The organism is Collinsella sp. LCP19S3_D5 (assembly GCF_052121415.1).
GTDB lineage: Bacteria > Actinomycetota > Coriobacteriia > Coriobacteriales > Coriobacteriaceae > Collinsella.
This window is the reverse complement of the sequence record NZ_JBQKEH010000007.1, coordinates 81,382-102,919: the sequence shown is the minus strand read 5'-3', so window position 1 is coordinate 102,919 and position 21,538 is coordinate 81,382. Positions and strand designations below refer to the sequence as shown.

The window sequence follows — 21,538 nt, the reverse complement described above, 5'->3', positions numbered from 1 at the left end:
CGGTGAGCCCGGCGCCGCGAAGCGCCCTGGCCCTCTCCACCATTCTCCTACTGTATGCCATGCGGACTCCGTTCCGGACCTCAACGGTCCAACTTTTTGTCCGCAGTCCCCATCGATAACGGGATGCGCCTTCCGTTTCGGCGTCCGCGGGAAACTGCGTCCCGGAATCCACGCTCAGACCGGGATACAGTTTCCCGATGGGGCGGGTTTCGGAAAGCGTGTCCCGCTCTGGGGGCTCATTCCGGGATGGGCTTTCCGCATGGGGCTCATCTGGAAACTGCGTCCCGTGCTGTTGACTGATTCCGGGACACAGTTTCCGCTAGGACGGCGTTGCGGAAGCTGCATCCCATTCTGAGGCTGCAATCTGGGATGCAATTTCCGGAACAGCGCTCATGGGGAAACTGCGTCCCATTCATGCACCGTAGCCCGCCTTCCTCGGCAAACTCTGTAAACAAAAACCGGCTGGAATGGGAATTCCAACCGGTTGCGAATGCAAGGGTATGTTTGGCTGACTACGACCGTGCGCCTTCGAGGAAAAAGCGACGGCTAAAGTAGTTGTACCAGGTGACCAGGAACGTGGCGATGGCCTTCATGGCCTGGTAGCCGATGCTCAAAAACGTGACGCCCACAAACATGTACAGGTCGTTGAGGCCCAGACCGATCACCGACAGGATGGTAAAAATCGTGAACTCGCGCTTACGGCTCATGCCCTCGCGATGGTCGAACACGTACTTCATGCTGAGCCAGTAGTTGACCACGACGGACGTGGTAAACGAGACCGTCGTGCTCATCAAAAAGTCGAGGTGGAATAGCTCGACGAGCGCAATAAGCATGCCCCAGTCGACGCCAAAGGAGATAAGGCCCACGACAGCGAACTTGAGGAACTGCTTGGTATGAGGTTGTGCCAGCGCGTTGCGCACGTAATCACATCCAATGCGTTGATGAATCGAGCAACGAGATACTTTAGAGCTTTTGCATGGCAAACGTAAGGTCTTTGGCAAGAACTATACGAACTCGCCAAATATTCAAGAGGTAATCCGCAAACGCTGCAAATCTTCCCGTAAACGAGCAAGGCTCAGGCAACGCTGCGCTTGACGCGCGTCATCCGCAGGTCTCCGTGGTGCAACGAGGAGGCCGACCTATTTGGCCTGCTCGCCCTCTAGGAAGATTTTTCGCGTTACAAAGTTGTAGACCATGACGAGTGCGGTAGCGCAAATCTTGGCGATATTGGCCTCGAGGCCCAGGCCGGCGTTGAGGGCAAGCACGATGCCGTCGTTGAGCGCCAGGCCAATAACGGATAGCACGACAAAGATGATGAACTCGCGGCGGCGGCTCATGCCCTCCTTGTGTGCAAACACGTACTTCATGCTCGCGACGTAGTTAAAGATGAGCGAGACGATAAAACCGCTGGTGTTGGCGATCAAGATGTTGAGGCCCAGGCCGTAGTGGAGCAGATTCATGATGCCAAAGTCGATGACGGTGGCAACGACGCCGACGACGCCAAACTTTATGATCTGCGCAAGGAGCTTTTGCATGGTACCTGCCTTAGGGTGGCGCCGGGGCGCCGCGGGGATGACAAACCCAGCAAGTTTAACCAATCCCCGCAGGCGGGGCTAGGCTCGCTCCTCGATAGCACCGTTTCTATATGCATCGAGGAGCTGGCGCAGGTCTTGGATCTGACTGCGAATCCTGACGCCGGTATCGGTGTCGCTCACCATGCGGCGCCGGTCGGCCTCGTCAAAGCGGTTGGTCTCGCTTTCGATATCGATGTTGCGGGTGAGCGCCTCGGCAACGCTGGTAAAGGCCTGGTGCGACTTGAGGCGGCATCCGCGCGAGCTCGAGATGAGCGTGTAACCGGCGATGCCCGTTTTGGGGTGGTAGGCGCGACAGAAACCGCCGTCGATGACCAGCAACTTTCCGTTGGCGCGGATGGGCTGCTCGCCCTTGGTGGTCTTGACGGGCGTATGGCCGTTGATGATATGGCCCGTCGGCGAGCAAGCCATGGGGGCGACGCCAAACTCCCGCATGATGTCGTCGCAAACGGACGAGGACGTGGTGAGCGTGTAGTACGGGTCCATCGGCTCGACCCACGTGCTCTTGTCGGCAATGTAGGCGCGCTCGAAGGTGCGCACCACGCGTCCGCTGGCGGGTGAGTTAAAGCCGATCCACAGGTACCACATCCAGTCGAGGGCATCGCGGTCGCCGACGCGCCAGGCGCGACGGGCGATATAGTCGCAAAAATCAAAATAATCGCGGCCGGCGTGCCAGGTACCCAGGCAGTTCATGCTGCTAAAGGTGCCGTCTTCGTTGAGCGGTACGCAGCCGTGGAACAGCAGATTGCCGTTGGCGACCTTATACATGGAGCCGTGGGTATAGAGGAAATCGATGTGGCGATGCAGATGATCGGCGGTGACAAACTCGGACACGAGCTTGTCGATGATGTGCTGCTCCTCGGGCGTGAGCGTGTAGGGGTCTGCCGGATCGACGGTGGGGAAGTCGTTGGTCGTGAGCGGCCACACACTGCCGTCGGCGAGGGTGACCGTGCCGGTGTCGTGATCGACCTTGTCGAGCAGTAGGCGGTCGGCCATGTCGAACTCGGGGTGGCGCTGGATAATCTGGCCCTCGAGCTTAAAGAGCAGAACGTTGATGGCTTTGATGAGCGGGCTGATGGGCTCGCCGGCGGTATAGGTAGCGTTGGCAAAGGCGACAAGCTCGCGCAGCGAGATGCCGTAGTCGTTCTCGAGAATCTCGTAGTTGTCGTAGCGCAGGTTGTTGCGTAGCACCGTGGCGATGCAGGCAGGCTCGCCGGCAGCGGCGCCCATCCACAACAGGTCGTGATTGCCCCACTGAATATCGAGCGAATGATAGGTGAGCAGGCGGTCCATAATCTTGGCCGCGCCGCCGCCGCGATCGAAGATGTCGCCCACCAAGTGCAGGTGGTCGACGGCGAGGCGCTTGATGAGCGAGGCGAGCGACTCGATAAAGTCGTCGGCGCTGGCGGTCTCCAAGATGGATTCGATAATGCGCTCGTGATAACGCACGCGGTAGTTGTTCTCGTCCGGATGCGTGTGCAGCAGCTCGTCGATGATGTAGGCGTAATCGCGCGGGATGGCCTTACGTACCTTGGAGCGGGTGTAGCGGCTCGAAAGCGAGCGGGCAACCACAATGAGCTGGTTGAGCATGGTCTTGTACCAGGTGGGCGAGTCCTCGTGCCGGCTGCGGACCAGATCGATCTTCTCGCGCGGGTAGTAGATGAGCGTGCACAGCTCGCCCTTTTCGTTAAAGGAGAGCGTGTCGCCAAAGATTTCGTCGACATGCTCGCGCACGACGCCCGAGCAGTTGTTGAGGATGTGCATAAAGGCTTCGTACTCGCCATGCACATCGCTCATAAAATGCTCGGTGCCCTTGGGCAGGTTGAGGATGGCCGAGAGGTTGATGATCTCGGTGAATGCGGATTGCTCGGTGGGGAACTGTCTCGACAGCAGGCGCAGATACTTGAAGTCTTGCGGATTGCGATCGAATGCGACCATGAAACACCTTCCGATGTGGTTGGTAAAACTGATAAACAGCGTCAAACGTTTATCAGTATGCGCTGCTTTTGTTTCGATTGGGGTTAGGAGATTGAATTGTTGGCCGAACGGTTTGCTAAATCGATTTAGTTGAGGTAGATATGGCGGTTGAGTGGAGACGTAGGGTCGTTTTTGCAGGCGCATACCTCCGGGATCGCTAGAGATGATGACGGTAAAGATGTTCACTACCTTTGGTTCAATTTGGTAAATAACGGACATTTGTACCGTATTCACGCATGCTGTGCGATAATTTGCGCAACAATGAGTAAGGAGCCTCATATGAGTGATTTTGTCCTGACCTGTGAATCCGCTGCCGATCGAACCCGTGAGTTCTTTGCGTCGCGCAATATTCCTGTCGTGTGCTTTCATTACGAGATCGACGATGTTGTCTATACGGACGATCTGTATCAGTCGATTACGCCGGACGAGTTTTTTGCCCAGATTGCCGCGGGCGCCATGCCCAAGACGTCTCAGGTGAGCGTGGGTGAGTACGAGGAGTTTTGGGAGCCGTTTGTTGCCGAGGGTAAAGACGTGCTGCACCTGACGTTGTCGTCGGGTATTTCGGGCACGTATGGATCGGCCTGCGTTGCGGCGCAGATGCTCGCGGATCGCTATCCCCAGGGCGGCAAGGTGCGCGTCATCGATTCGCTGGCGGCGTCTTCGGGCCTTGGCCTGCTGGCGGAATGTGCCGCCGACGTTCGCGATGGCGGCGCTTCGCTCGACGAGACGGCCGCTTGGATTGAGGAGCATAAACTCAACCTGCACCACTGGTTCTTCTCGACCGATCTGTCGAGCTACCTGCGCGGCGGTCGCATTTCGGCTGCGAGCGCGATTATCGGCACGGCGCTCAAGATTTGCCCGCTTATGACGGTCGATTGCGAAGGTGAGCTGGCGCCGCGTGAGAAGATTCACACCAAGAAGCGTGCGATTTCCGAGATGGCTAAGACCATGATGGCACACGTGCAGGGCGGTGCGGATTATTCGGGTAAGTGCATCATGTCGCACTCGGCGTGTCGCGAGGATGCCGAGGCAGTTGCGGCGCTGATCGAGGAACAGGTTCCGCAGCTTAAAGGCAAGATTGAGATTAATGACATCGGTACTCTGATTGGCTCGCATACCGGACCTGGTACGGTGGCGCTCTTCTTTATGGGCGACAAGCGCGTGGACTAACGTTTGTGGGCTGGCTGACGGTTTTAACGGCTACGCCTATCCTCCTGACATTTGATAACAGAAAAAGGCCCGTCCCGTTGTTTGCGGGGCGGGCCTTGCTGTTGCGGCTAGCGTTTCTTTCCGCGGAAGAAAAAGCCGTGTAGCGAGGGCTTGAGTCCGCGGTTGGCACGACGCTCCTCGATATGATCGTGGATCGAGGCGACGCGTTCGATGACCTCGTCGGGAATCGGCACGTCGGGATTCATGTTCTCGACCTGGCTGACCTCGGCGGCGGCGACCTGGTCGATAATGGGCACATCGTCGCGCGAGATGACAGGCGTGGCGTCTTCCTTCATCTTGCGGTAGCGCTCCATCATGTCGGTTTGCAGCTGCTGGGCCGAAGGCGGCGTCCAGATGATAGCGTTGGCGCCGGCGGCGATGGTTTCGCGGATGCTCTCGGGCGTCTTGCCACCCGGTGCGATGAGCGGCAGGCTGGGATAGTGCTCTCGCAGCTCGCGCAGGACCTGGGGTGTGTTTTTGCCGGCGGCGATGTTGAGGATCTTGGCCCCGGCGCGCACCTTGGCGTGGGCATCGTCATCGCAGCGAACGACCGTGGCGATGACGGGGATGTCGGCGATGTTGGTGATGTGCTCGACCATCTCGGCGGTAGCGGGGGAGTTGACCACGCAGCCCGCCGCGCCTTGCATCTCGGAGACGGCCGCCATCTGCACGGAGCGCTTACCGGTGGTGGTACCGCCGCCAACGCCCACAAAGACCGGGCACTCGGCAACAGTCAGCAGCGCCTGCGTAATGGCGGGCTGCGGCGTAAAGGGGTAGACGGCAAACACGGCGTCGGCATTGGAGTTGCGGATGACCGCCACGTCGGTGGTGTAGATGAGCGATTTGATGCGGCGTCCAAAGAGCGTAAAGCCGCTGGCCTCCTCGATCTCATCGGGCATGCGGAGGGCCGCCTTGCGCAGGCGCCCATCGATGGGCAGCGGCTCCATGGGCAAAAGGCCGCTGGGGGTTACGGCCACCTGGGGCTCGGTAAATTCGTCCGCAAGCTCAACCTCTGAGAAATCGACCGAGGCGACGATGTCCTCGTGAACCTCGGCGGGAACATCGATGGGGGCTTGGTCGTTCGTCGCGGCGGGCGTGTCGAAGGAGCTGGTGGCGACAAAAGCGTCAACACGCTCGTTCAAATCGTTGAGAGAATCCATTGCGGTCCGTTTCTATAATGTGCGGTCGGCAGCGTGCGACCGGCGCTACGTTGCTAAAACGTTTGACGAGTTGATTTTTCCCCGCCGCGCTATCCGTTAGACTGAAGGGCCGCGAACGTGAAGGAGCTGTGGTGGCAGGTTTTGAGGTGCTATCTTGGATGTCCCGTATACAAAAGAGAGGTGACGCGGTATGGAAATCTCGACATTATTGGGCTCGATTGGCCTATGCGTGGGCGCAATCGTAGCCGCCGCGGTCATCTACTTTGTGGTTACGGCCATTAAGGGCAAAAGAGCCGAGCGCAAGGAACGCGAGGCACTTAAGCAGCACCGTGACCAGCAGGACAAGCGCGTACGGAGATAGCTTGTTGAGTTGGTCCGTGCGCTAACTGCGTTTTCGGATCAGAGCGATGTAGAAGCCCTCAAAGTCGCGGCTGGGCGGGATGGTCAGCGTGCCAGGCATGCCGTTGGCGACGGTCGAGACGTGGCCGGTGGCGATGGCCTCGGTGAGGGCGTTGCTCTCGACGCGTGGCTCTTCGCCAGCTTCCTGAGCACGGCGCGTTTCGCTTTCGCTCGGCGTGCCGTCGAGGGGGATGAGCTCGCAGTCCATGTGTTTGTCGAGGGCCTCTTGCAGGGCGTCCTCGTTTTCCTGCGGCATGATCGAACAAGTGGAATAGACGAGCGTGCCGCCTGGCTTGAGGGCGCCCATGGCGCGGTCCAGAAGCGCGCGCTGCGAGCGGGCGCACTTGCAGAGCAGCTGCTCGGTCAGGCCGCGCAGGCTTTTCTCGTTGCCGCTGATGACGGTGCCCGTGCCGGTGCAGGGGGCGTCGAGCAGGATGCGGTCAAAGCGGAAGAACTCGTCAAGCTCGCGTGCGTCGGTGCGCATGACGGGCACGTTTTTGGCGCCCTGGCGGCCCAAGTTGGCCTCGAGCTTTTCGGCGCGGGGAATGCTCATCTCGCAGGCGGTGAGGTGTGCCTGTCCCTGGGTGAGGGCGGCGATCTGCGTCGTCTTGCCGCCGGGGGCCGCGCACATGTCCAGGATATCCTCGCCGGCCTGAGCGCCCAGCACCAAAGGAGGCATCATGGACGACAGGCTCTGCAGATAGATTTTGCCGTTGCGGTAGATGTCGAGATCCCACAGATCGGATACCTGGGCCTCGGGCAGGATGAAAGCGTCCGGGTACCAGGCAACGGTTTGGTGGGCGATGCCGGCTGCGTCGAGCGCGGCGGCGATGTCCTCGGCGGTCGCCTTGAGCGTGTTGGCGCGCAGCGTGACCGGTCGCGTGGCGGCGGCGCCAAAGCCTTCGATTATGAGCTCGGCATCGGCAGGAGCATAGGCGCCGGCGACCGTGTCGACCAGAAAGCGCGGCAGGTCGGCGGCGGAGTGTTGGGCGGCAAGCTGGTCGGAAAGCTCGGTAGCGGCAAACTGCCTAAGCTTGAGCTCGGGCTTAACCTGCTTTTTCTGCTTACGACGACGTGGCTTGGACATCCGTCTTTCCTTCCCATTCCATTAAAAGTAGTCAATTTGGGACGGGGCTATTTTAGCTGCCCGTCCGTTTCGGCAGGCGTTGCAGTTAAATTTGGGACGGGGTAGCTAAAATAGCCCCGTCCCAAATTGACTACTCTGCCTTGGCGTTTGTCTAGTACTGGCTCTCGTGCTTGCTGAAGAAGTCGAAGCGCGGGGGCAGCGGCTTTACGCGGTGCTCGCCGGGCTTCTCGCCCAGGCTCTCCACAAACTCGTCCGTGGAGGCAAAGATGTTGTCCCAGCTAAAGAAGGCGACCGGATCGACGTCGAAGTACTCGCAGATGAGCTCGCAGCCGGCCGGCACAATACCGTGCATGAGCACGGTCGCCACGCGCAGCTCGGTAAAGGCGTCGACCAGTACCTGCGTCATTGCGGCGTTTGCCTCGCTACCCTCGAGCTTGTTGGCAGCCTTGGAGGCGTCGCTCCAGCGCTTGTTGGCGGCACGCAGGTAGTCGTCGCACACGGCGAGCGCGCGGTGCGTCTCGAACTTGTACATGGCCTGCTCAAAGGCGAGAGCTGCCTGCTGGGCGGCTTCGACCACGGTGGCGGAGGCGGCACCGGCGGGGATGCAGCCGTTGCGGTAGGGGCTCTCGTCGCCCTCCTTGACGGCGACGCCGTAGAAGCAGCTGCGGGCCAGGCGGTTGAACACGCCGGTCAAAAGCGCGCTCTCCTTAAGGGCCGGGTCGATTACGCGCTTGTCGTCGCAGGCGCGCACCTCGTTGCCGTCCTTGTCCTTGCCGGTCACGCGCGTGTCATATGCCTTGGGGCTAAAGCTCACCGGCTTCTCGGACAGGCCGAGCGACAGCCAATGCGCACGCATCTGCTCGCAGGTGTAGTGGTTGAGCAGGTCGTCTGCCGGCGGGGGAGGCGTCTGCGAGGACGAGCTGGCCTTTTTGCCCATGTAGAGCAGGTGATAGCAGGCGCTGACGGTGCTCTGCGTGAGGTTCCAACCCAGGGCCTCCCACATGGCGGTCTGCGCGATGCAGTAGAAGTAGATGTTGTCCTGACCGATAAACTGGTAGATCTGTGCGTCGTCCGAGCACCACCAGTCGCGCCAGTCGAGCGAGCTGTGCTGGTAGGTGGGCGCGGGGACCTGCGTGGAATCGGCGGCGGGCTCGCCCATGAGGGCGGCATCCTGGGCGGCGACGCCCTCGGTCACGCCGGCGGCGCGGGCATCGCGGGCGAGCACGGTGCGGGTGTAGCTGATGGGCGCCCACAGGCTCTCGGGCCAGCACCAGCAGGTGACATCGGTCACGCCATCGACCTGGGGCACCGGAACGCCCCAGTCGATGTTGCCGGTGATGCGGAAGGGCACGAGCGCCTTGCCGCTACGGAAGCGCACGCCGCCGTTGGCGAGCACCGCGTGGGCATCGTCGCGCTCCTTCCAGCTGGGGAAGGTGACGGTAAAGCTGCTCTTGTTGCCCTCGGGCTCCAGCACGGTGTGCTCGGGAAGCTGGTCCTCGACGGCGTCGAAGGCCTCGCGGAACTTGTTCTGGATGTAGAGCTGTGCCGGCAGCAGCCACTCCTCCATGGTCTTGGAGACCACGGAGCGAACCTGCGGGTTCTGGGCGAGCTTGGCGGTGTAGGTCTTCATAAAGTCGAGGTAGGCCGGCAGGTCGAAGTAGAGGTTGTCGACCGGGCGCAGCTCGGGCACCTCGCCGGTGAGCTGGCTCTTGGGCGCGATGAGCTCCTCGGGCTCAAACTGGTGGCCCAGGTCGCACTCGTCGGCATAAGCCTTCTCGGACTTGCAGCCTTGGATGGGGCAGCGGCCGATGACCTGGCGACCGTTGAGGAACGTGCCGGCCTTGGCGTCGTAGAACTGAAGGGTAGAGCGCTTGGAGATGGTGCCCTGCTCGTGCAGGCGCTCGATAATCTCGGCGGTCACCTTGTTGTGAATCTGGGCCGCCGGCTCAAGGCCCGAGCCGCCGTAGATATCGCAGCTGATGTTGTAGTTGTTGAGGGTCGCGGCCTGGCGGGAGTGATTGGACTCGACATACTCGCCGATGGACTTGTCGTAGCCCTCGTTTTCCTTGAGCTTGCGGTAGCTCTCCATGATGGGCGAGCCGTAGCAGTCGGTGCCCGAGGTGAAGATGACGTTCTCGCGGCCCAGGCGGTCGCGCAGGAAGCGGGCGAAGAAGTCGGCCGGGACAAAGACGCCGCCAACGTGGCCAAAGTGAAGACCCTTGTTGCCATAGGGCTCGCCGGCGGTGACGATGGCGCGGCGGGGCCAGCTGGGACGGTCGTTCATGGAGTATTTGGATGCCATGGGACTCCTTCGCATATGGTGAGAGCGTGGCCGGGCGCGGGGCTCGGCGACGCGGTGGTCAATTCGTGCATATCGTTCGACATTATCGCACATGCGGACGGGTACGTGGCAGGGGCGCTATCCTAAGATGCTATGAATGAGATTTCCAACATACATGCGTTTGAAGACGAGGATTTCCTGCACGCTTGCTTTGTGTGGGGGATGGCCGTGCTTGGCGCATTTGCCGTGTGCCTGGTGCCGGTGTTTATGCTGCTGGGTGGGCCCGCGGACTTGGATGCGGCTGACGCGGGTGGCTGGACGGCTGTCTTGGGCTGGATAGTCGGCTTGGCTGCGGTTTCGGCGGCGTCATTTGCCGTGCACGAGTTGGTGCACGGCGTGTTCTTTAAGCTGTTTGCGCCCGCCGGTGCGCACGTGACCTTTGGGGCGAATCTCGAGACGTGCATGATTTACGCCTGCGCCGAGGGCGTGGTGTATTCGCGCCGGCGGTACATGGCAGTTTGTCTGGCGCCGACGGTTGTCGTGACGACAGCGTTTACCCTGGGGTTTGCGTTTTCGGGCTATCCGCTGCTGTGCTACCTGGCAGCCGGCTTGCATTTGTCGGGCTGTGTGGGCGACTGGTATTACGTGCGGACCATTTTGCGCGACCGCCGCATTGTCGCCTGCGAGGACACGTCCTTTGGCGTGCGCTTTTTTGGTCAGTAGTCTTTTTGGGACGGGGCTATTTTGACTACTTTCCTGTTGATGCAGGTATTTGGAACTGCTTGACGTTTAAAAGTAGTCAAAATAGCCCCGTCCCAAAAAGACTACCCTGGGCAAAGATTGGGAGGAGATGTCCATGAAGCCGCTGCTGCTGCATGCGTGCTGTGCGCCGTGCTCGCTGGAGCCGGTTCGTCTGCTGCGTGAGGAGGGGTTTGAGCCCACGATTTGCTGGACCAACCCCAATATTCAGCCGCGCGATGAATGGCAGCGCCGCTTGGATGAGCTTCGCCGGTGGTGTGCCGATGGCGACATCGAGCTCATCGAGGCGGGGGAGGACCGCGAGCGCTGGGAGGCCGGCGTGGCCCCGCTGGGCGCCGATCGACCCCGTCGCTGTCGTGCGTGCTATGCCCTGCGCCTGGCCGAGGCATGCCGTGTGGCCCAGGAGCGCGGGTTTGAGTTTGTGGGTACGACGCTCGCCGTCTCGCCGTATCAGTTGTTCGAAACCTGCAACGATGTGTTGGAGCGTCTGGCTGCCTCCCGCGGTCTCACCCCGGTGATTCGCGATTTTCGCCCGTATTATCCCGAGGCGACACGCCGTTCGCGCGAGCTGGGCATGTATCGGCAGAACTATTGCGGCTGCCGATTCTCGGCCGTCGAGGCGGCCATGGACCGCGCCCGCATCCGCGACGAGCGCAAAGCGTCCAAAAAGTAGTCCTTTTGGGCTGGCAGCCTGCTAGGATGTAGAGCGGATTTTAGCTATATAAGGAGTATTCGACGTGTCTATGCGTACCGATGATTTTGACTACAACCTTCCTGAGGAACTGATTGCCCAGGCTCCTGCCGAGCCGCGCGACTCCTGCCGCCTGCTGGTGGTGGATCGCAAGGGCTCCCAGGCGGGAACGCCACTGGAGCATGGCGGCACCGTCGAGCACCGCATCTTCCGCGACATCATCGACTATATCGAGCCGGGTGACGTGCTCGTCATCAACCAGACGCGCGTGATGCCGGCCCGCCTTATCGGTCGCAAGGCCGGCTCGGGCGGCGTGGTCGAAACGCTGCTGCTCAAGCGCCGCGAGGACGTGGATCCGCTGGGTCACGTTTGGGAGTGCTTGGTCAAGCCGGGCAAGCGTCTAAAGCCCAGCGCTCAGATTGAGTATCGCGCGGGTGGTGCCCATGCGCCCGAGGGTGCTCCCGTGGTGCTGACGGCCGAGGTCGTCGACTTTGTCACCGATAGCCGCGGCGGCCGCCTGGTGCGTTTTGAGCCAGCCGGTTGCAATGCCGCCGGCGACCCGCGCACGCTCGATGAGGCCATCCATGCTGCCGGCCACGTGCCGCTGCCGCCCTACATTACCGATTACGAGGGCGATCCCGAGAAGTACCAGACCGTCTACGCCATGAAGGAGGAGCACTCAGCTGCCGCTCCCACGGCGGGCCTGCACTTTACTCCCGAGCTCATGGCCGCTATCGAGGCCAAGGGTGCGAAGTTTGCCGCTGTCGAGCTCGAGGTGGGCATCGATACCTTCCGTCTGGTGGAGGAGGACGACCCCACGCAGCACGTGATGCACACCGAGCGCTATCACGTGTCGCAGGAGGTTGTCGACGCCGTGCATAAGGCTAAGGCCGAGGGGCATCGCGTGATTGCTGTCGGTACCACCGCAGTCCGCTCGCTCGAGAGTGCGTTTGACGCGGACGCGCCGGTGTCCGATCCGGCTGTGACGGCGCGCTATTTTGAGGGCCGTAAGGACGGGGCCGACACGCTCGGCCGTGGTGACATCGTGGCGCGCGAGAACGCGACGACGCAGCTCTACCTCATGCCCGGCTCGACCTATCACGTGGTCGACTCGCTGATCACCAACTTCCATGTTCCGCGCTCCACACTCATGATGCTCGTGAGCGCACTTGCCACCCGCGATCAGATCATGGATGCCTATGCCGCCGCTATCGAGCAGCGCTACCGCTTCTTCAGCTTTGGCGACGCCATGCTCATTTGTTAGTTACGCAGTTCTACGAACCGCGTAACGGCTCGACGCTGCGCGGGCCGCATTTGGACAATCTGACGTTCAACTTCAAGGGCGCGACCAGAAGGTCAGCGCCCTTTCGTTTCACGTCACCTTGCCTCAAATGCGACCCGCTCGCTGTCGCTGCCAAAACATCGGCATTTCTTTGGTTGTCAAGAGATTGCCGTTCTGGCGGGTTTTCGCTGACTTCGCCAAAACATTGGCGTTGCCGTGGTTCAACCTGCCAAAAAGGGACAGGTTTATTTTGGCAGGTTTTATCTGGGCAAACGTTGTTGGTGCAATGGGGACTGCTTTATATGCACCAAGTTGGTGCAAAGTTGCCTGGCCCCTTTGCACCAATCAAAACGTTGCGGTGAGTGTTTTTTGGCAGCTGGTTTACTTGCTCGCGAACAGCCAGATCAGGACGATCACGAGGATTACGGTGACAATGCAGACGATTGCGCCGGTGAATTTAACGCGTGAGTCGCGGGTGCGCTCGCGCACGTCGTTCTCGGCGGCTTCGAGCTGAGCCACTTCGCGCTCGGTTTCGGCGCGCTCGTCCTTATCGCGAGCCAGGGAGCCCGCGAGCGATTCGGTGATCTCGGGATGGTTGTGCACCTCGGTCGCCTGCTCGATGATCGACTGCGCATGCGCGACGTCCGCCTGGGCATTGGCGATAGCCTGCTCTTGCTCTTGACGCGCTTTGTCCTCGGTGACGATCTTCTCGCGTAATTCGCGCTGGCGCGTTGCAGCGGCCGCCTTTGCGGTCTGCAGCTCGTCGCGCGCGGCATCGGCCTCGGCCGTCACGGCCTGATGGGCGCGCTTGGCGTCGGCGATGGGGGCTTGCGCCTGCTCGACGGCGTGCTCGGCGGCTGCGAGCGAGTGCTCAAGATCGGCGGTGATGCGCGGGACATCTTCCTCGGCTTTACGCAGGGCATCAGCCGTGTCGGAGATCTGCATCGAAAGCTCGCTGGTGCGCACCGTATAGTTGGCGGGATTTGCCGAGGGATTGCGCTGCAGCTCGGCATACTCATGACGCAGCGTCTCGAGCTGGGCGCGCGTGGCGTTGACGGTTTGCTGCGCTGCGGCAACGCCGGCGTCTCGCTCGGCCTTCACCTTGTCGCGGATGCGCTTGGAATCCTCGAGACGTCGTACGAGGCGGTTACCGGTCTCGCGCGAGCTGGCTTCGCGCGCTTCGACGGCATCGAGTGCGGCTTTGAGACGCCGCTCGGTGGCGTCGTCCTCTTCTTTTATTTGTTCGAGCTGCGCTTTGAGCTCTGTTGTCTTGGCGGCATGGGTATCGCGGCCGATTTCTGCCGCCGCGGCGGCCTTTTGTGCCGTGGCGATTGCCTGGCGCTGGTCGGCGACGATTTGGTCGTAGCGGCCTGCGATATCCTGGCGCGTCTCGAGCTCCTCGCCTTGATCGGCGATGCGCTGATCAAGTTCGGCCAGGTGGGCACGAGCGTCCGCGAGCGCCTTCTTTGCGGCGTTCATCTCGCGCATGGCAGAGGCGCCCTGGGCGATAAAAGTGCCTACGGCGTTTGCTGTATTTGAGACGGCGGTTCCCAGATCGCGGCTGGCTGCAGGGGCGTGTGGAGCGGTCGGGTGACCGGCGTCGGCCGTACCCACATCGGGCGCCTGCGACGTGGCGATATTGCCGGTGCCACCCTCGATCACGGAAAAGCCGGCAGTGTGCGGGTCAACTGCATCTGTGCCAATTGTAGGGTGCTCGAGCTGTAAGAACGAAGGTACGGTGCTGCCTTGGTCGGCAACGGGGGTCTCGCCAGGCACGAAGGTCGATGCGGCCTCGGCGGCCTTCTCTTCTTCGGCGTCCACATCGGCGTCGGCCACGGCGTCTTTCATCGCTTTGACGGCATCCATCATGGAGTCCATGACGGCATCGAGCTCTTCTTCCGAAGATACCTCGATGGGGCCTGCCGCCTGTGACGCGGGGTCCGCGTCGGGCTCGGCGTCGTTCGACTCCGGTTGCTCGCCTTCGTCATGCTCGACAGTATCGCCTGTGTCTGTTGCCTTATCCGCACCGGCGTGCGCATCATCGGCGGATGCATCGACGGAAGCGGCGACGCAGGTAGGAGTGCTGCAGTCGTCGACGGCGTCTGCGGAATGATCAATATGCTGCTGAGTCTGGGGGTCCAGCTCGTCTGTCATAGGCATGTGCTCCTCATCGTTGATTGTCACCCTATGATAAAGTCTCGCGCCGGCATCCCGCGCGCCGCAGCAAAGTTTCAAAACGTGTTCGATGGCTCGCTTGGATAGCAAAAATTTGGCCGCTATATTCAGTTTGCGCTTGACATTTCCTTCTCCGAAAGACGTTATGCCGTTCACCTGCCGCGGTCTTTATAATGGTTTGCGTATGAACCGCAACCAAGGAGTTCCAGTTTATGGACCAGAGCCTATTTAAATTCGACCTGATCGCCGAGGATCCGACGACGCATGCGCGTGCCGGCGTGCTGCACACTCCGCACGGCGACATCGAGACGCCGATCTTTATGCCCGTGGGCACCAAGGCAAACGTCAAGGGCATCCCTACCGAGACCGTCAAGCAGCTCGGCGCCCAGATCGTGCTTGCCAATACCTATCACCTGTCCATGCGCCCCGGCGAGGACACCATCGCCGAGTTGGGTGGCCTGCACAAGTTTATGAACTGGCATGGCCCCATCCTCACTGATTCCGGCGGTTTCCAGGTGTTCAGCCACAACGACGCCGTCAAGCTCACCGACGAGGGCGTGCGCTTTATCGTCAACGACTACGACGGCCGCCACGTGTTCTGGACGCCCGAGGACAACATGGAAATCGCCATGAAGCTCGGCTCCGACATCTGCATGCAGCTCGACCAGTGCCCGGGCTATCCCGCCACGCGCGCCTACGTTGAGCGCGCCGTTGAGCTGTCGAGCATGTGGGCCGAGCGTTGCTATAAGGCGCATACCCGCGACGACCAGGCGCTCTTTGGCATCGTTCAGGGTGGCATGCATCTGGACCTGCGCCTGCGTTCGCTGCGCCATCTGGAGGAGTGCGGTGACTTCCCCGGTTACGGCATTGGCGGCTACTCGGTGGGCGAGGACCACGAGACCATGTTTGAGACGCTGGCACCGCTCGCGAGCGAGTACATGCCCAAACATAAGCCGCGCTACCTGATGGGCGTCGGCAACCCAACGACGCTCGTGCGTGGTGTAGGCGTGGGCATCGACATGTTCGACTGCGTGCTGCCGACGCGCACCGGCCGCATGGGGACGGCGTTCTCGAGCGAGGGTCGCCTTAACTTCCGCAATGCCCGCTTTGCGCACGACGACGGCCCCATCGATCCCACCTGCACCTGCCCGGTGTGCACGGGCGGCTACAGCCGTGCGCTCATTCGCCACATGGTCACGCAGAAGGAGATGCTCGGCGGCATTTTGCTTTCGATGCACAACATCTACTACCTGCTCAACCTTATGCAGCGTGCCCGCCAGGCCATTATCGAGGGCCACTACGGTGCGTTTGTGAGCGACTGGATGAACAGCCCCGCGGCAGTGGATTACTAAGAGCTGCGGGTGCGCTTACGGGGGCGCTCGCGCGGTGTCGAGGCTACGTGCCAATCGACCGTGCGTAGCCGGTGCCGGGCATCGCATGCGTCGGCATCGGTTGCACGACCTCTGACCGATGCCTTTGCAAGCGCTTGATGCATCGTGGGTACCATACCGAATGGTTGATGTTCGGGCGGGTGTTTGACGCATGGCGTCGACCCCGCCCGTTTCTATTTTCGATAGGAGTATCCCATGATTAAGAATGAGAACGTCGAGGGCGAGCCGGCCTACGACGAGACGTACCGACGCGGCCCCGTGGTTATGCGCGGCCCTATGATTCCTAAGGACAACACCTACGCCAACCTGCTGGCGCCCGAGGACTCGACTGACTGGTTGCACGCCGACCCGTGGCGTGTGCTGCGCATTCAGGCCGAGTTTGTCGATGGCTTCGGCGCGCTTGCCGAGCTCGGGCCCGCGGTGACCATCTTCGGCAGTGCCCGCACGCCCAAGACCGATCCGCTCTACAAGGCGGCGCGCACGGTCGGCCGCAAGATCGCGCAGCGCGGCGTGGCGGTTATCACCGGCGGTGGTCCTGGCATTATGGAGGCGGCCAACAGGGGAGCGGCGAGCGCCAACGGCAAGTCAGTCGGCTTGGGTATTGAGCTTCCGCACGAGCATGGGCTCAACAAATACGTGAACCTCGGCATGGACTTCCGTTACTTCTTTGTGCGCAAGACCATGTTTGTCAAATACAGCTCGGGCGCCATCGTGTTTCCCGGTGGTTTTGGTACGCTCGACGAGATGTTTGAGGTGCTCACGCTGGTGCAGACGCACAAGGTCAAGCGCATGCCGCTTGTTTTGGTGGGCAGCGAATACTGGCAGGGCCTGTTCGACTGGCTCAACGGCCCGGTGATGGATGCCGGCATGATCAGCCCACTCGATCCAGACCTCGTCCACATCACCGATGACCTCAACGAGGCCGTCGATATTGTCCTGAGCGGGCTGATGTAGGGTAGGTAAAATGGGACGGGGCTAAAAAGACTGGTCTGAAACGTTTGATATCAGTCTTTTTGGCCCCGTCCCAAATGAACTGCTTCCAAGTTGCGGTGGAATAGGGATTGATTTGCGGTTGATAAGCCAAAAACAGTCCCTATTCCACCGCAAGTGGTAAAGGTGCCCCTAGTGGATGGGCTGGTAGCGGGGACAGTAGCTGATGGCGATGGCGTCGACGCCTACGTGGGTGGCGATGGTGCAGCCGATGGGGCCGGTGCCGGCGTCTACGTAGTTCTGGCCTGCGAGCGCTTGGTTGACGAGCTCCTGCTCCTCGGCGGCGCCGGTCGTGAGCACACGTACGCTGGAGCCCGGGTGCTCGGCCAAAAATGCGAGGCAATCTGCCATGGTGTTGGTGACGATGCGCTTGGCGCCACGACCCTTTTTGATCGCCTTGATCTCGCCCGATTTCCACTCCGGCGAAACGGCCAGGCGAATATTGAGCATCTGCGTGAGCTGGCCGGCGAGCTTGGGCGCGCGGCCGTTCTTAACGAGGTTCTCGAGCGTGCGGGGAATCAGCAGCAGATGGGCGTCGGGCAGCGTCGCGCGGATCTGCGCTTCGGTCTCGTCCAGGCTGCGGCCGTCCTCACGCATGGCCAGCGCGTACTCCACCAGCAGGCCCTCGGCACCCGAGCCGGTGCGCGAATCGATGCAGCGCACGTCGAGCTCGTGCGCTTCGGCCGTCAGGCTGGCGTTGGCATAGCAGGCGGACCACTCACTGCACAGTGAGATAAAGATGGCGCTATCGTGGCCGTCGGCGCGCACGCGGTCAAAGAGTGCCTTGAACTCGCCGGCGCTTGGCTGCGAGGTGTGCGGCAGCTGCTTGGATCCGGCCATGCGGGCGACGTATTCCTCGGCGGTAATCTGCACCTGGTCGAGCAGGTCTTCGCCTTCGATAATCACATGAAGCGGAATCACGTAAATGCCGAGCTCTTGGGCGCGGGCGGGGGAGATGTCCGACGTGGAGTCGGTTATGATGGCAAAAGACATAATTGCACCTTTCGTAGGGGCGCTTGCGCGCCGCCTTCTGAGAGCAAAGTGCGAAAGTATAGTAGAGTCGCTCCACATTGCTAGGTTCAATTGTTGAATAGTCAACAGTTTGAAGTGTCGATGTGGAAATCGTCAACTGGGGGAAAGAGGGATGTCGATGGAGGCGCTGGAGATATGCAAGCGGCCGGTCGTGCTGTTTGATTTTGACGGCACGGTGGCCGATACGGGCCGGGCGGTGATGACCTCGACGCGTAAAGCGCTGGCTGCGCGCGGGTTTTCTGAGGCGCAGATGGGTGACCTGCGCCGCATGATCGGGCCTCCGTTGTGGAAGAGTTTCCACGACTTTTACGGCTTCTCGCGCGAGGAGTCGCTTGTGGTGGCCGACGAGTACCGTGCCTTTTTTGATGAGCTGGGACCGGAAGAGTACCCCGTGTTCGATGGAATTCCCGAACTGCTCGATGGCCTGGCCGCCCAGGGGCATCACTTGGCCGTGGCGACGTCGCGCATGGAGGCAAAGTGCATCGACATGGTGGGCGAGCTGGGGCTTTCGCAGTTTGAGGCGGTGGTCGGTATGAATCCGCCGCAGGGGCGCGAGACCAAGGCCGATTCGGTTCGCGATGCCCTGGCGGCGCTCGGCGCGACGGCGGACGATGCCGTGATGATTGGCGATCGCTTTAACGATGTGGAGGGCGCGCACGCAAGGGGCGTGCCGTGCATTGGCATCTATTCGGGCGCGGCGGTGCCGGGCGAGCACGAGGCGGCGGGTGCCGATGCGGTGGTGCACTCGGTGGCCGAGCTTGCTAAACTTTTCGCCATCTAATGACGTTATGCGAGGGGCGGGTGTGACCGTCGCTCATTGGTAAGGAGGTCGTCCATGAATCAGGTGGAACAGAGCGTTACCGAGTATGTCGACGAGATCTGGGAAGATGTCGTTGCCGATATCGAGCAGCTGGTGAGCTATCCGTCCGTGGCCGTTGCTGCCCATGCGGAGCCCGGTGCGCCGTTTGGCCGCCCGGTCCGTGATGCGCTCGATTGTGCGCTCGGCATTGCGCAAAAGCTCGGCTACCAGACGAGCGACGACGAGGGCTATGTGGGCATCGCCGACATTCCCGGCCGCGGCGATAAGCAGCTTGCGACCATCTGCCATGTGGATGTGGTGCCCGCCGGTCCCGGTTGGAACACCGACCCGTTTGCGATGGAGCGCCGCGAGGGCTGGCTGCTCGGTCGTGGCGTGATCGACGACAAGGGCCCGGCCGTGTTGTCGCTCTACGCCGGTGCCTACCTGATCAAGCACGGCATTGTGCCGCGCTATACCTTCCGCGCGCTGCTGGGCTGCGATGAGGAAGTGGGCATGTCCGACGTTCACCATTATCTGGAGAACCACGCAGACCCCGACTTTTTGTTTACGCCCGATGCCGAGTTCCCGGTCTGCAATGCCGAGAAGGGCCAGTTTGGGGCGACGTTTGTGAGCTCCAAGATCGACGGCGGGCGCATCGTATCGTGGAGCGGTGCCGAGGCGAGCAACGCCATTCCGTCGCAGTCTATCTGCGAGCTCGCGATTGCCGCCGATGAGCTGCCGGCGCCCGTTGAGAACGCCGACCGCCTGGAGATCACGGCGCTCGATAACGGGCATGCGCAGATTTTCGCCCACGGTATTGGCGGTCACGCTTCGATGCCCGAGGGAACAATCAATGCCGTCGGCCTCATCGTGGCGTATCTGCGCGAGGCCGAGGACGCGTTTGGTGCACGCGACGAGCGCCTGCTGACGCCCGCCGAGCACGAGTTTGTCAAGTTTCTGACCTTTGTACATGCGGATGCCTATGGCCACGGCCTGGGTATCGACGCGACGAGCCCGGCGTTTGGCCCGCTCACGTGCAACCCCGGTGTTATCCGTGTGATGGATGGCCATATTGAGCAGGTCATCGACGTACGTTTCCCCGACAGCACGAGCGCCGATACCATCTGCGAGCAGCTCGAGCCGCTCGTGGGCCGCTTTGGCGTGACGTGCCGTGTGGGTCGTGCAAAGGTGCCGTTCTCGGTGTCCGCCGACGATCCGGCCGTGAAGGCGCTTATTGATACCTATAACGAGTTTACGGGCAAGCATGCCGAGCCCTTTGCCATGGGCGGCGGCACATACGCGCGCAACTTTGCCCGCGCCGTGTCGTTTGGCCCCGAGGAAACCGGCCTGGAGCTGCCCGCATGGGGCGGCCAGATGCACGGCCCCAACGAGTGCGCCAACGAGGAACAGCTCAAGCAGGCGCTCAAGATCTATATTGTTGCGATCCTCCGTTTGAATGAATTAGAGCTTTAAGGTTACACGGTTTCCTAATCTAAGTTGCGATGGAATAGTTCCTAGAATGGGCCATTTGATGGCCAAGCAGGAACTATTTCACCGCAACTTTGTTTTTATTGGTGTAAAAGGCGGGCCATGCTTGGGGGCGGGTTTGTTATTCGTTTGTAAAGCCGAGTCGCGCTCGCGGTAAGGGTCTATCAAATGCCCGTAAGAATCCGCAGTTGGCGCGGGCACCGCCCGATCGAGGCCGTATCTTTCCAAACAGCAAAGCGGGCAGGGTGCCCGCGAGTCGCATGTATGAAAGGAAGATCATGCTCGATCAGGCTTATTCTCGTCGTCAGTTCCTCGGCCTCGCTGGTGGTCTTGCCAGCTTCGTGGGCCTCGGCCTCGTTGGTTGCGGCGGCGCAGGCGCTTCCAACGCCGCCGACAAGGGCAGCGCCGCTGCCGAGTCCGTCTCCGGCGAGGTGACCTACGACGGCGCCTCCTCGTTCCAGGCTCTCGTCGAGGCCGCTGCCGAGAAGTTCATGGACGCCAACCCGGACGTCTCCGTCTCTGGCTCGGGCAACGGTTCGGGCAAGGGCCTGACCGCCGTTGCCGCCGGTACCGTCACCATCGGTAACTCCGACGTCTTCGCCGAGACCAAGCTCGAGGCCGACCAGGTCAAGAACCTCGTCGACCACGAGGTCGCCGTCGTGGGCATGGGTCCCGTCGTCTCCAAGAACGTGAAGGTCGACGACTTGTCCCTCGAGCAGCTCAAGGGCATCTTCTCCGGCCAGATCACCAACTGGAAGGAGGTCGGCGGCGACGACGCCACCATCGTCGTTCTCAACCGCAAGGCCGGCTCCGGCACCCGCGCCACCTTCGAGGCCGCCGTCTTTGGCGACGAGGTCGTCGACTTTAAGGGCGACGCCGAGCTCGACAAGTCCGGCGACGTCCAGACTCAGATGGCCAGCACCGACAACGCCATCTCCTACCTCGACTTCTCGCACTTCGACGACTCCAAGTTCAACGCCATCAAGGTCGAGGGCGTGGAGCCCAAGAGCGCAAACGTCACCGACGACTCTTTTAAGATCTGGGCGACCGAGCACATGTACTGCGCGAAGGACGCCGACGATGCCACCAAGGCCTTCCTGGAGTTCATGCTTTCCGACGACGTCCAGGGCAAACTTGTCGAGGAGCAGGGCTTTATCCCTGTCTCTGCCATGAAGGTCGTCAAGGACGCCAGCGGCAAGGTCTCCGCTAAATAAGTAATCGCCCCG

Annotated in this window: 18 protein-coding genes; 10 read left to right on the top strand and 8 right to left on the bottom strand. The window is 61.3% G+C overall.

Annotation, left to right across the window (positions count from 1 at the left end):
* Positions 1-512: 512 nt before the first annotated feature.
* The 3 genes from ACTQXO_RS04605 to ACTQXO_RS04595 form a co-directional block, all read right to left on the bottom strand.
* The gene (locus ACTQXO_RS04605; RefSeq protein WP_370450581.1) at positions 513-920 is read right to left on the bottom strand and encodes a GtrA family protein; all 408 of its coding nucleotides are present in this window, start codon (positions 918-920) and stop codon (positions 513-515) included.
* 219 nt (positions 921-1,139) lie between these two features.
* Positions 1,140-1,535, bottom strand: coding sequence for a GtrA family protein (locus ACTQXO_RS04600; RefSeq protein WP_427719820.1), 396 nt, complete (start codon positions 1,533-1,535; stop codon positions 1,140-1,142).
* Between the two features lie 78 nt (positions 1,536-1,613).
* Positions 1,614-3,530, bottom strand: coding sequence for a fructose-1,6-bisphosphatase (locus tag ACTQXO_RS04595; RefSeq protein ID WP_441545497.1), 1,917 nt, complete (start codon positions 3,528-3,530; stop codon positions 1,614-1,616).
* 318 nt (positions 3,531-3,848) lie between these two features.
* Between ACTQXO_RS04595 and ACTQXO_RS04590 the strand changes: the two genes are divergently transcribed.
* Complete coding sequence (locus ACTQXO_RS04590) at positions 3,849-4,739, top strand: DegV family protein (protein WP_441545496.1); 891 nt, start codon at positions 3,849-3,851, stop codon at positions 4,737-4,739.
* 107 nt (positions 4,740-4,846) lie between these two features.
* Here ACTQXO_RS04590 and ACTQXO_RS04585 read toward each other — a convergent pair whose 3' ends face one another.
* The gene (locus ACTQXO_RS04585; RefSeq protein WP_427728970.1) at positions 4,847-5,938 is read right to left on the bottom strand and encodes a hypothetical protein; all 1,092 of its coding nucleotides are present in this window, start codon (positions 5,936-5,938) and stop codon (positions 4,847-4,849) included.
* Between the two features lie 190 nt (positions 5,939-6,128).
* Here ACTQXO_RS04585 and ACTQXO_RS04580 point away from each other — a divergent pair, with 190 nt between their 5' ends.
* Entirely contained in the window at positions 6,129-6,299 is a 171-nt protein-coding gene (locus ACTQXO_RS04580) for a hypothetical protein (protein ID WP_441014875.1), read from the top strand.
* Between the two features lie 21 nt (positions 6,300-6,320).
* On the opposite strand, the gene ACTQXO_RS04575 is transcribed toward ACTQXO_RS04580, so the two are convergent.
* Complete coding sequence (locus tag ACTQXO_RS04575; RefSeq protein ID WP_441545495.1) at positions 6,321-7,424, bottom strand: RsmB/NOP family class I SAM-dependent RNA methyltransferase; 1,104 nt, start codon at positions 7,422-7,424, stop codon at positions 6,321-6,323.
* Between the two features lie 151 nt (positions 7,425-7,575).
* Positions 7,576-9,726, bottom strand: a complete 2,151-nt coding sequence (locus tag ACTQXO_RS04570; RefSeq protein WP_441545494.1) for a methionine--tRNA ligase — start codon at positions 9,724-9,726, stop codon at positions 7,576-7,578.
* Positions 9,727-9,858: 132 nt separating this feature from the next.
* Here ACTQXO_RS04570 and ACTQXO_RS04565 point away from each other — a divergent pair, with 132 nt between their 5' ends.
* The 3 genes from ACTQXO_RS04565 (at position 9,859) to queA (ending at position 12,419) form a co-directional block, all read left to right on the top strand.
* Positions 9,859-10,428, top strand: coding sequence for a DUF3267 domain-containing protein (locus ACTQXO_RS04565; protein WP_441545493.1), 570 nt, complete (start codon positions 9,859-9,861; stop codon positions 10,426-10,428).
* Between the two features lie 133 nt (positions 10,429-10,561).
* The gene (locus tag ACTQXO_RS04560) at positions 10,562-11,137 is read left to right on the top strand and encodes an epoxyqueuosine reductase QueH (protein WP_441545492.1); all 576 of its coding nucleotides are present in this window, start codon (positions 10,562-10,564) and stop codon (positions 11,135-11,137) included.
* A gap of 70 nt (positions 11,138-11,207) precedes the next feature.
* Complete coding sequence (gene queA, locus ACTQXO_RS04555; protein WP_441545498.1) at positions 11,208-12,419, top strand: tRNA preQ1(34) S-adenosylmethionine ribosyltransferase-isomerase QueA; 1,212 nt, start codon at positions 11,208-11,210, stop codon at positions 12,417-12,419.
* A 399-nt stretch (positions 12,420-12,818) separates the two neighbouring features.
* Here the strand turns inward: queA and ACTQXO_RS04550 are convergent, their stop codons facing one another.
* Positions 12,819-14,591 carry a hypothetical protein gene (locus ACTQXO_RS04550; protein ID WP_441545491.1) on the bottom strand — a complete coding sequence of 591 codons (1,773 nt, stop codon included), beginning with the start codon at positions 14,589-14,591 and terminating at the stop codon, positions 12,819-12,821.
* Between the two features lie 233 nt (positions 14,592-14,824).
* Here ACTQXO_RS04550 and tgt point away from each other — a divergent pair, with 233 nt between their 5' ends.
* On the top strand, positions 14,825-15,964 hold the full coding sequence (tgt, locus tag ACTQXO_RS04545) for a tRNA guanosine(34) transglycosylase Tgt (RefSeq protein ID WP_441041950.1): 1,140 nt from the start codon (positions 14,825-14,827) through the stop codon (positions 15,962-15,964).
* Positions 15,965-16,198: 234 nt separating this feature from the next.
* Positions 16,199-16,957, top strand: a complete 759-nt coding sequence (locus ACTQXO_RS04540) for a TIGR00730 family Rossman fold protein (RefSeq protein ID WP_154515782.1) — start codon at positions 16,199-16,201, stop codon at positions 16,955-16,957.
* Between the two features lie 168 nt (positions 16,958-17,125).
* Here the strand turns inward: ACTQXO_RS04540 and ACTQXO_RS04535 are convergent, their stop codons facing one another.
* Positions 17,126-17,986 (bottom strand): DegV family protein, encoded by an 861-nt coding sequence (locus ACTQXO_RS04535; protein WP_441545490.1) that lies wholly within the window; start codon positions 17,984-17,986, stop codon positions 17,126-17,128.
* 151 nt (positions 17,987-18,137) lie between these two features.
* On the opposite strand from ACTQXO_RS04535, the gene ACTQXO_RS04530 reads away from it, so the two are divergent.
* The 3 genes from ACTQXO_RS04530 to ACTQXO_RS04520 all read left to right on the top strand — a co-directional run bounded on the left by ACTQXO_RS04530 (position 18,138) and on the right by ACTQXO_RS04520 (position 21,526).
* Positions 18,138-18,806: an HAD hydrolase-like protein gene (locus ACTQXO_RS04530; RefSeq protein WP_441545489.1), complete on the top strand. Its 669-nt coding sequence runs from the start codon at positions 18,138-18,140 to the stop codon at positions 18,804-18,806.
* 54 nt (positions 18,807-18,860) lie between these two features.
* Positions 18,861-20,297, top strand: coding sequence for a M20 family metallopeptidase (locus ACTQXO_RS04525; RefSeq protein WP_427719569.1), 1,437 nt, complete (start codon positions 18,861-18,863; stop codon positions 20,295-20,297).
* Between the two features lie 293 nt (positions 20,298-20,590).
* Complete coding sequence (locus tag ACTQXO_RS04520; protein ID WP_441545488.1) at positions 20,591-21,526, top strand: phosphate ABC transporter substrate-binding protein; 936 nt, start codon at positions 20,591-20,593, stop codon at positions 21,524-21,526.
* The last annotated feature ends 12 nt before the right edge of the window (positions 21,527-21,538 follow it).

Coding starts and splice junctions, on each gene's coding strand:
- queA (WP_441545498.1), top strand. CDS start 11,208: ATGCGTACCGATGATTTTGACTACAACCTTCCTGAGGAACTGATTGCC.
- tgt (WP_441041950.1), top strand. CDS start 14,825: ATGGACCAGAGCCTATTTAAATTCGACCTGATCGCCGAGGATCCGACG.
- ACTQXO_RS04570 (WP_441545494.1), bottom strand. CDS start 9,726: ATGGCATCCAAATACTCCATGAACGACCGTCCCAGCTGGCCCCGCCGC.
- ACTQXO_RS04565 (WP_441545493.1), top strand. CDS start 9,859: ATGAATGAGATTTCCAACATACATGCGTTTGAAGACGAGGATTTCCTG.
- ACTQXO_RS04540 (WP_154515782.1), top strand. CDS start 16,199: ATGATTAAGAATGAGAACGTCGAGGGCGAGCCGGCCTACGACGAGACG.
- ACTQXO_RS04585 (WP_427728970.1), bottom strand. CDS start 5,938: ATGGATTCTCTCAACGATTTGAACGAGCGTGTTGACGCTTTTGTCGCC.
- ACTQXO_RS04575 (WP_441545495.1), bottom strand. CDS start 7,424: ATGTCCAAGCCACGTCGTCGTAAGCAGAAAAAGCAGGTTAAGCCCGAG.
- ACTQXO_RS04595 (WP_441545497.1), bottom strand. CDS start 3,530: ATGGTCGCATTCGATCGCAATCCGCAAGACTTCAAGTATCTGCGCCTG.
- ACTQXO_RS04600 (WP_427719820.1), bottom strand. CDS start 1,535: ATGCAAAAGCTCCTTGCGCAGATCATAAAGTTTGGCGTCGTCGGCGTC.
- ACTQXO_RS04550 (WP_441545491.1), bottom strand. CDS start 14,591: ATGACAGACGAGCTGGACCCCCAGACTCAGCAGCATATTGATCATTCC.
- ACTQXO_RS04520 (WP_441545488.1), top strand. CDS start 20,591: ATGCTCGATCAGGCTTATTCTCGTCGTCAGTTCCTCGGCCTCGCTGGT.
- ACTQXO_RS04530 (WP_441545489.1), top strand. CDS start 18,138: ATGTCGATGGAGGCGCTGGAGATATGCAAGCGGCCGGTCGTGCTGTTT.
- ACTQXO_RS04535 (WP_441545490.1), bottom strand. CDS start 17,986: ATGTCTTTTGCCATCATAACCGACTCCACGTCGGACATCTCCCCCGCC.
- ACTQXO_RS04560 (WP_441545492.1), top strand. CDS start 10,562: ATGAAGCCGCTGCTGCTGCATGCGTGCTGTGCGCCGTGCTCGCTGGAG.
- ACTQXO_RS04590 (WP_441545496.1), top strand. CDS start 3,849: ATGAGTGATTTTGTCCTGACCTGTGAATCCGCTGCCGATCGAACCCGT.
- ACTQXO_RS04580 (WP_441014875.1), top strand. CDS start 6,129: ATGGAAATCTCGACATTATTGGGCTCGATTGGCCTATGCGTGGGCGCA.
- ACTQXO_RS04525 (WP_427719569.1), top strand. CDS start 18,861: ATGAATCAGGTGGAACAGAGCGTTACCGAGTATGTCGACGAGATCTGG.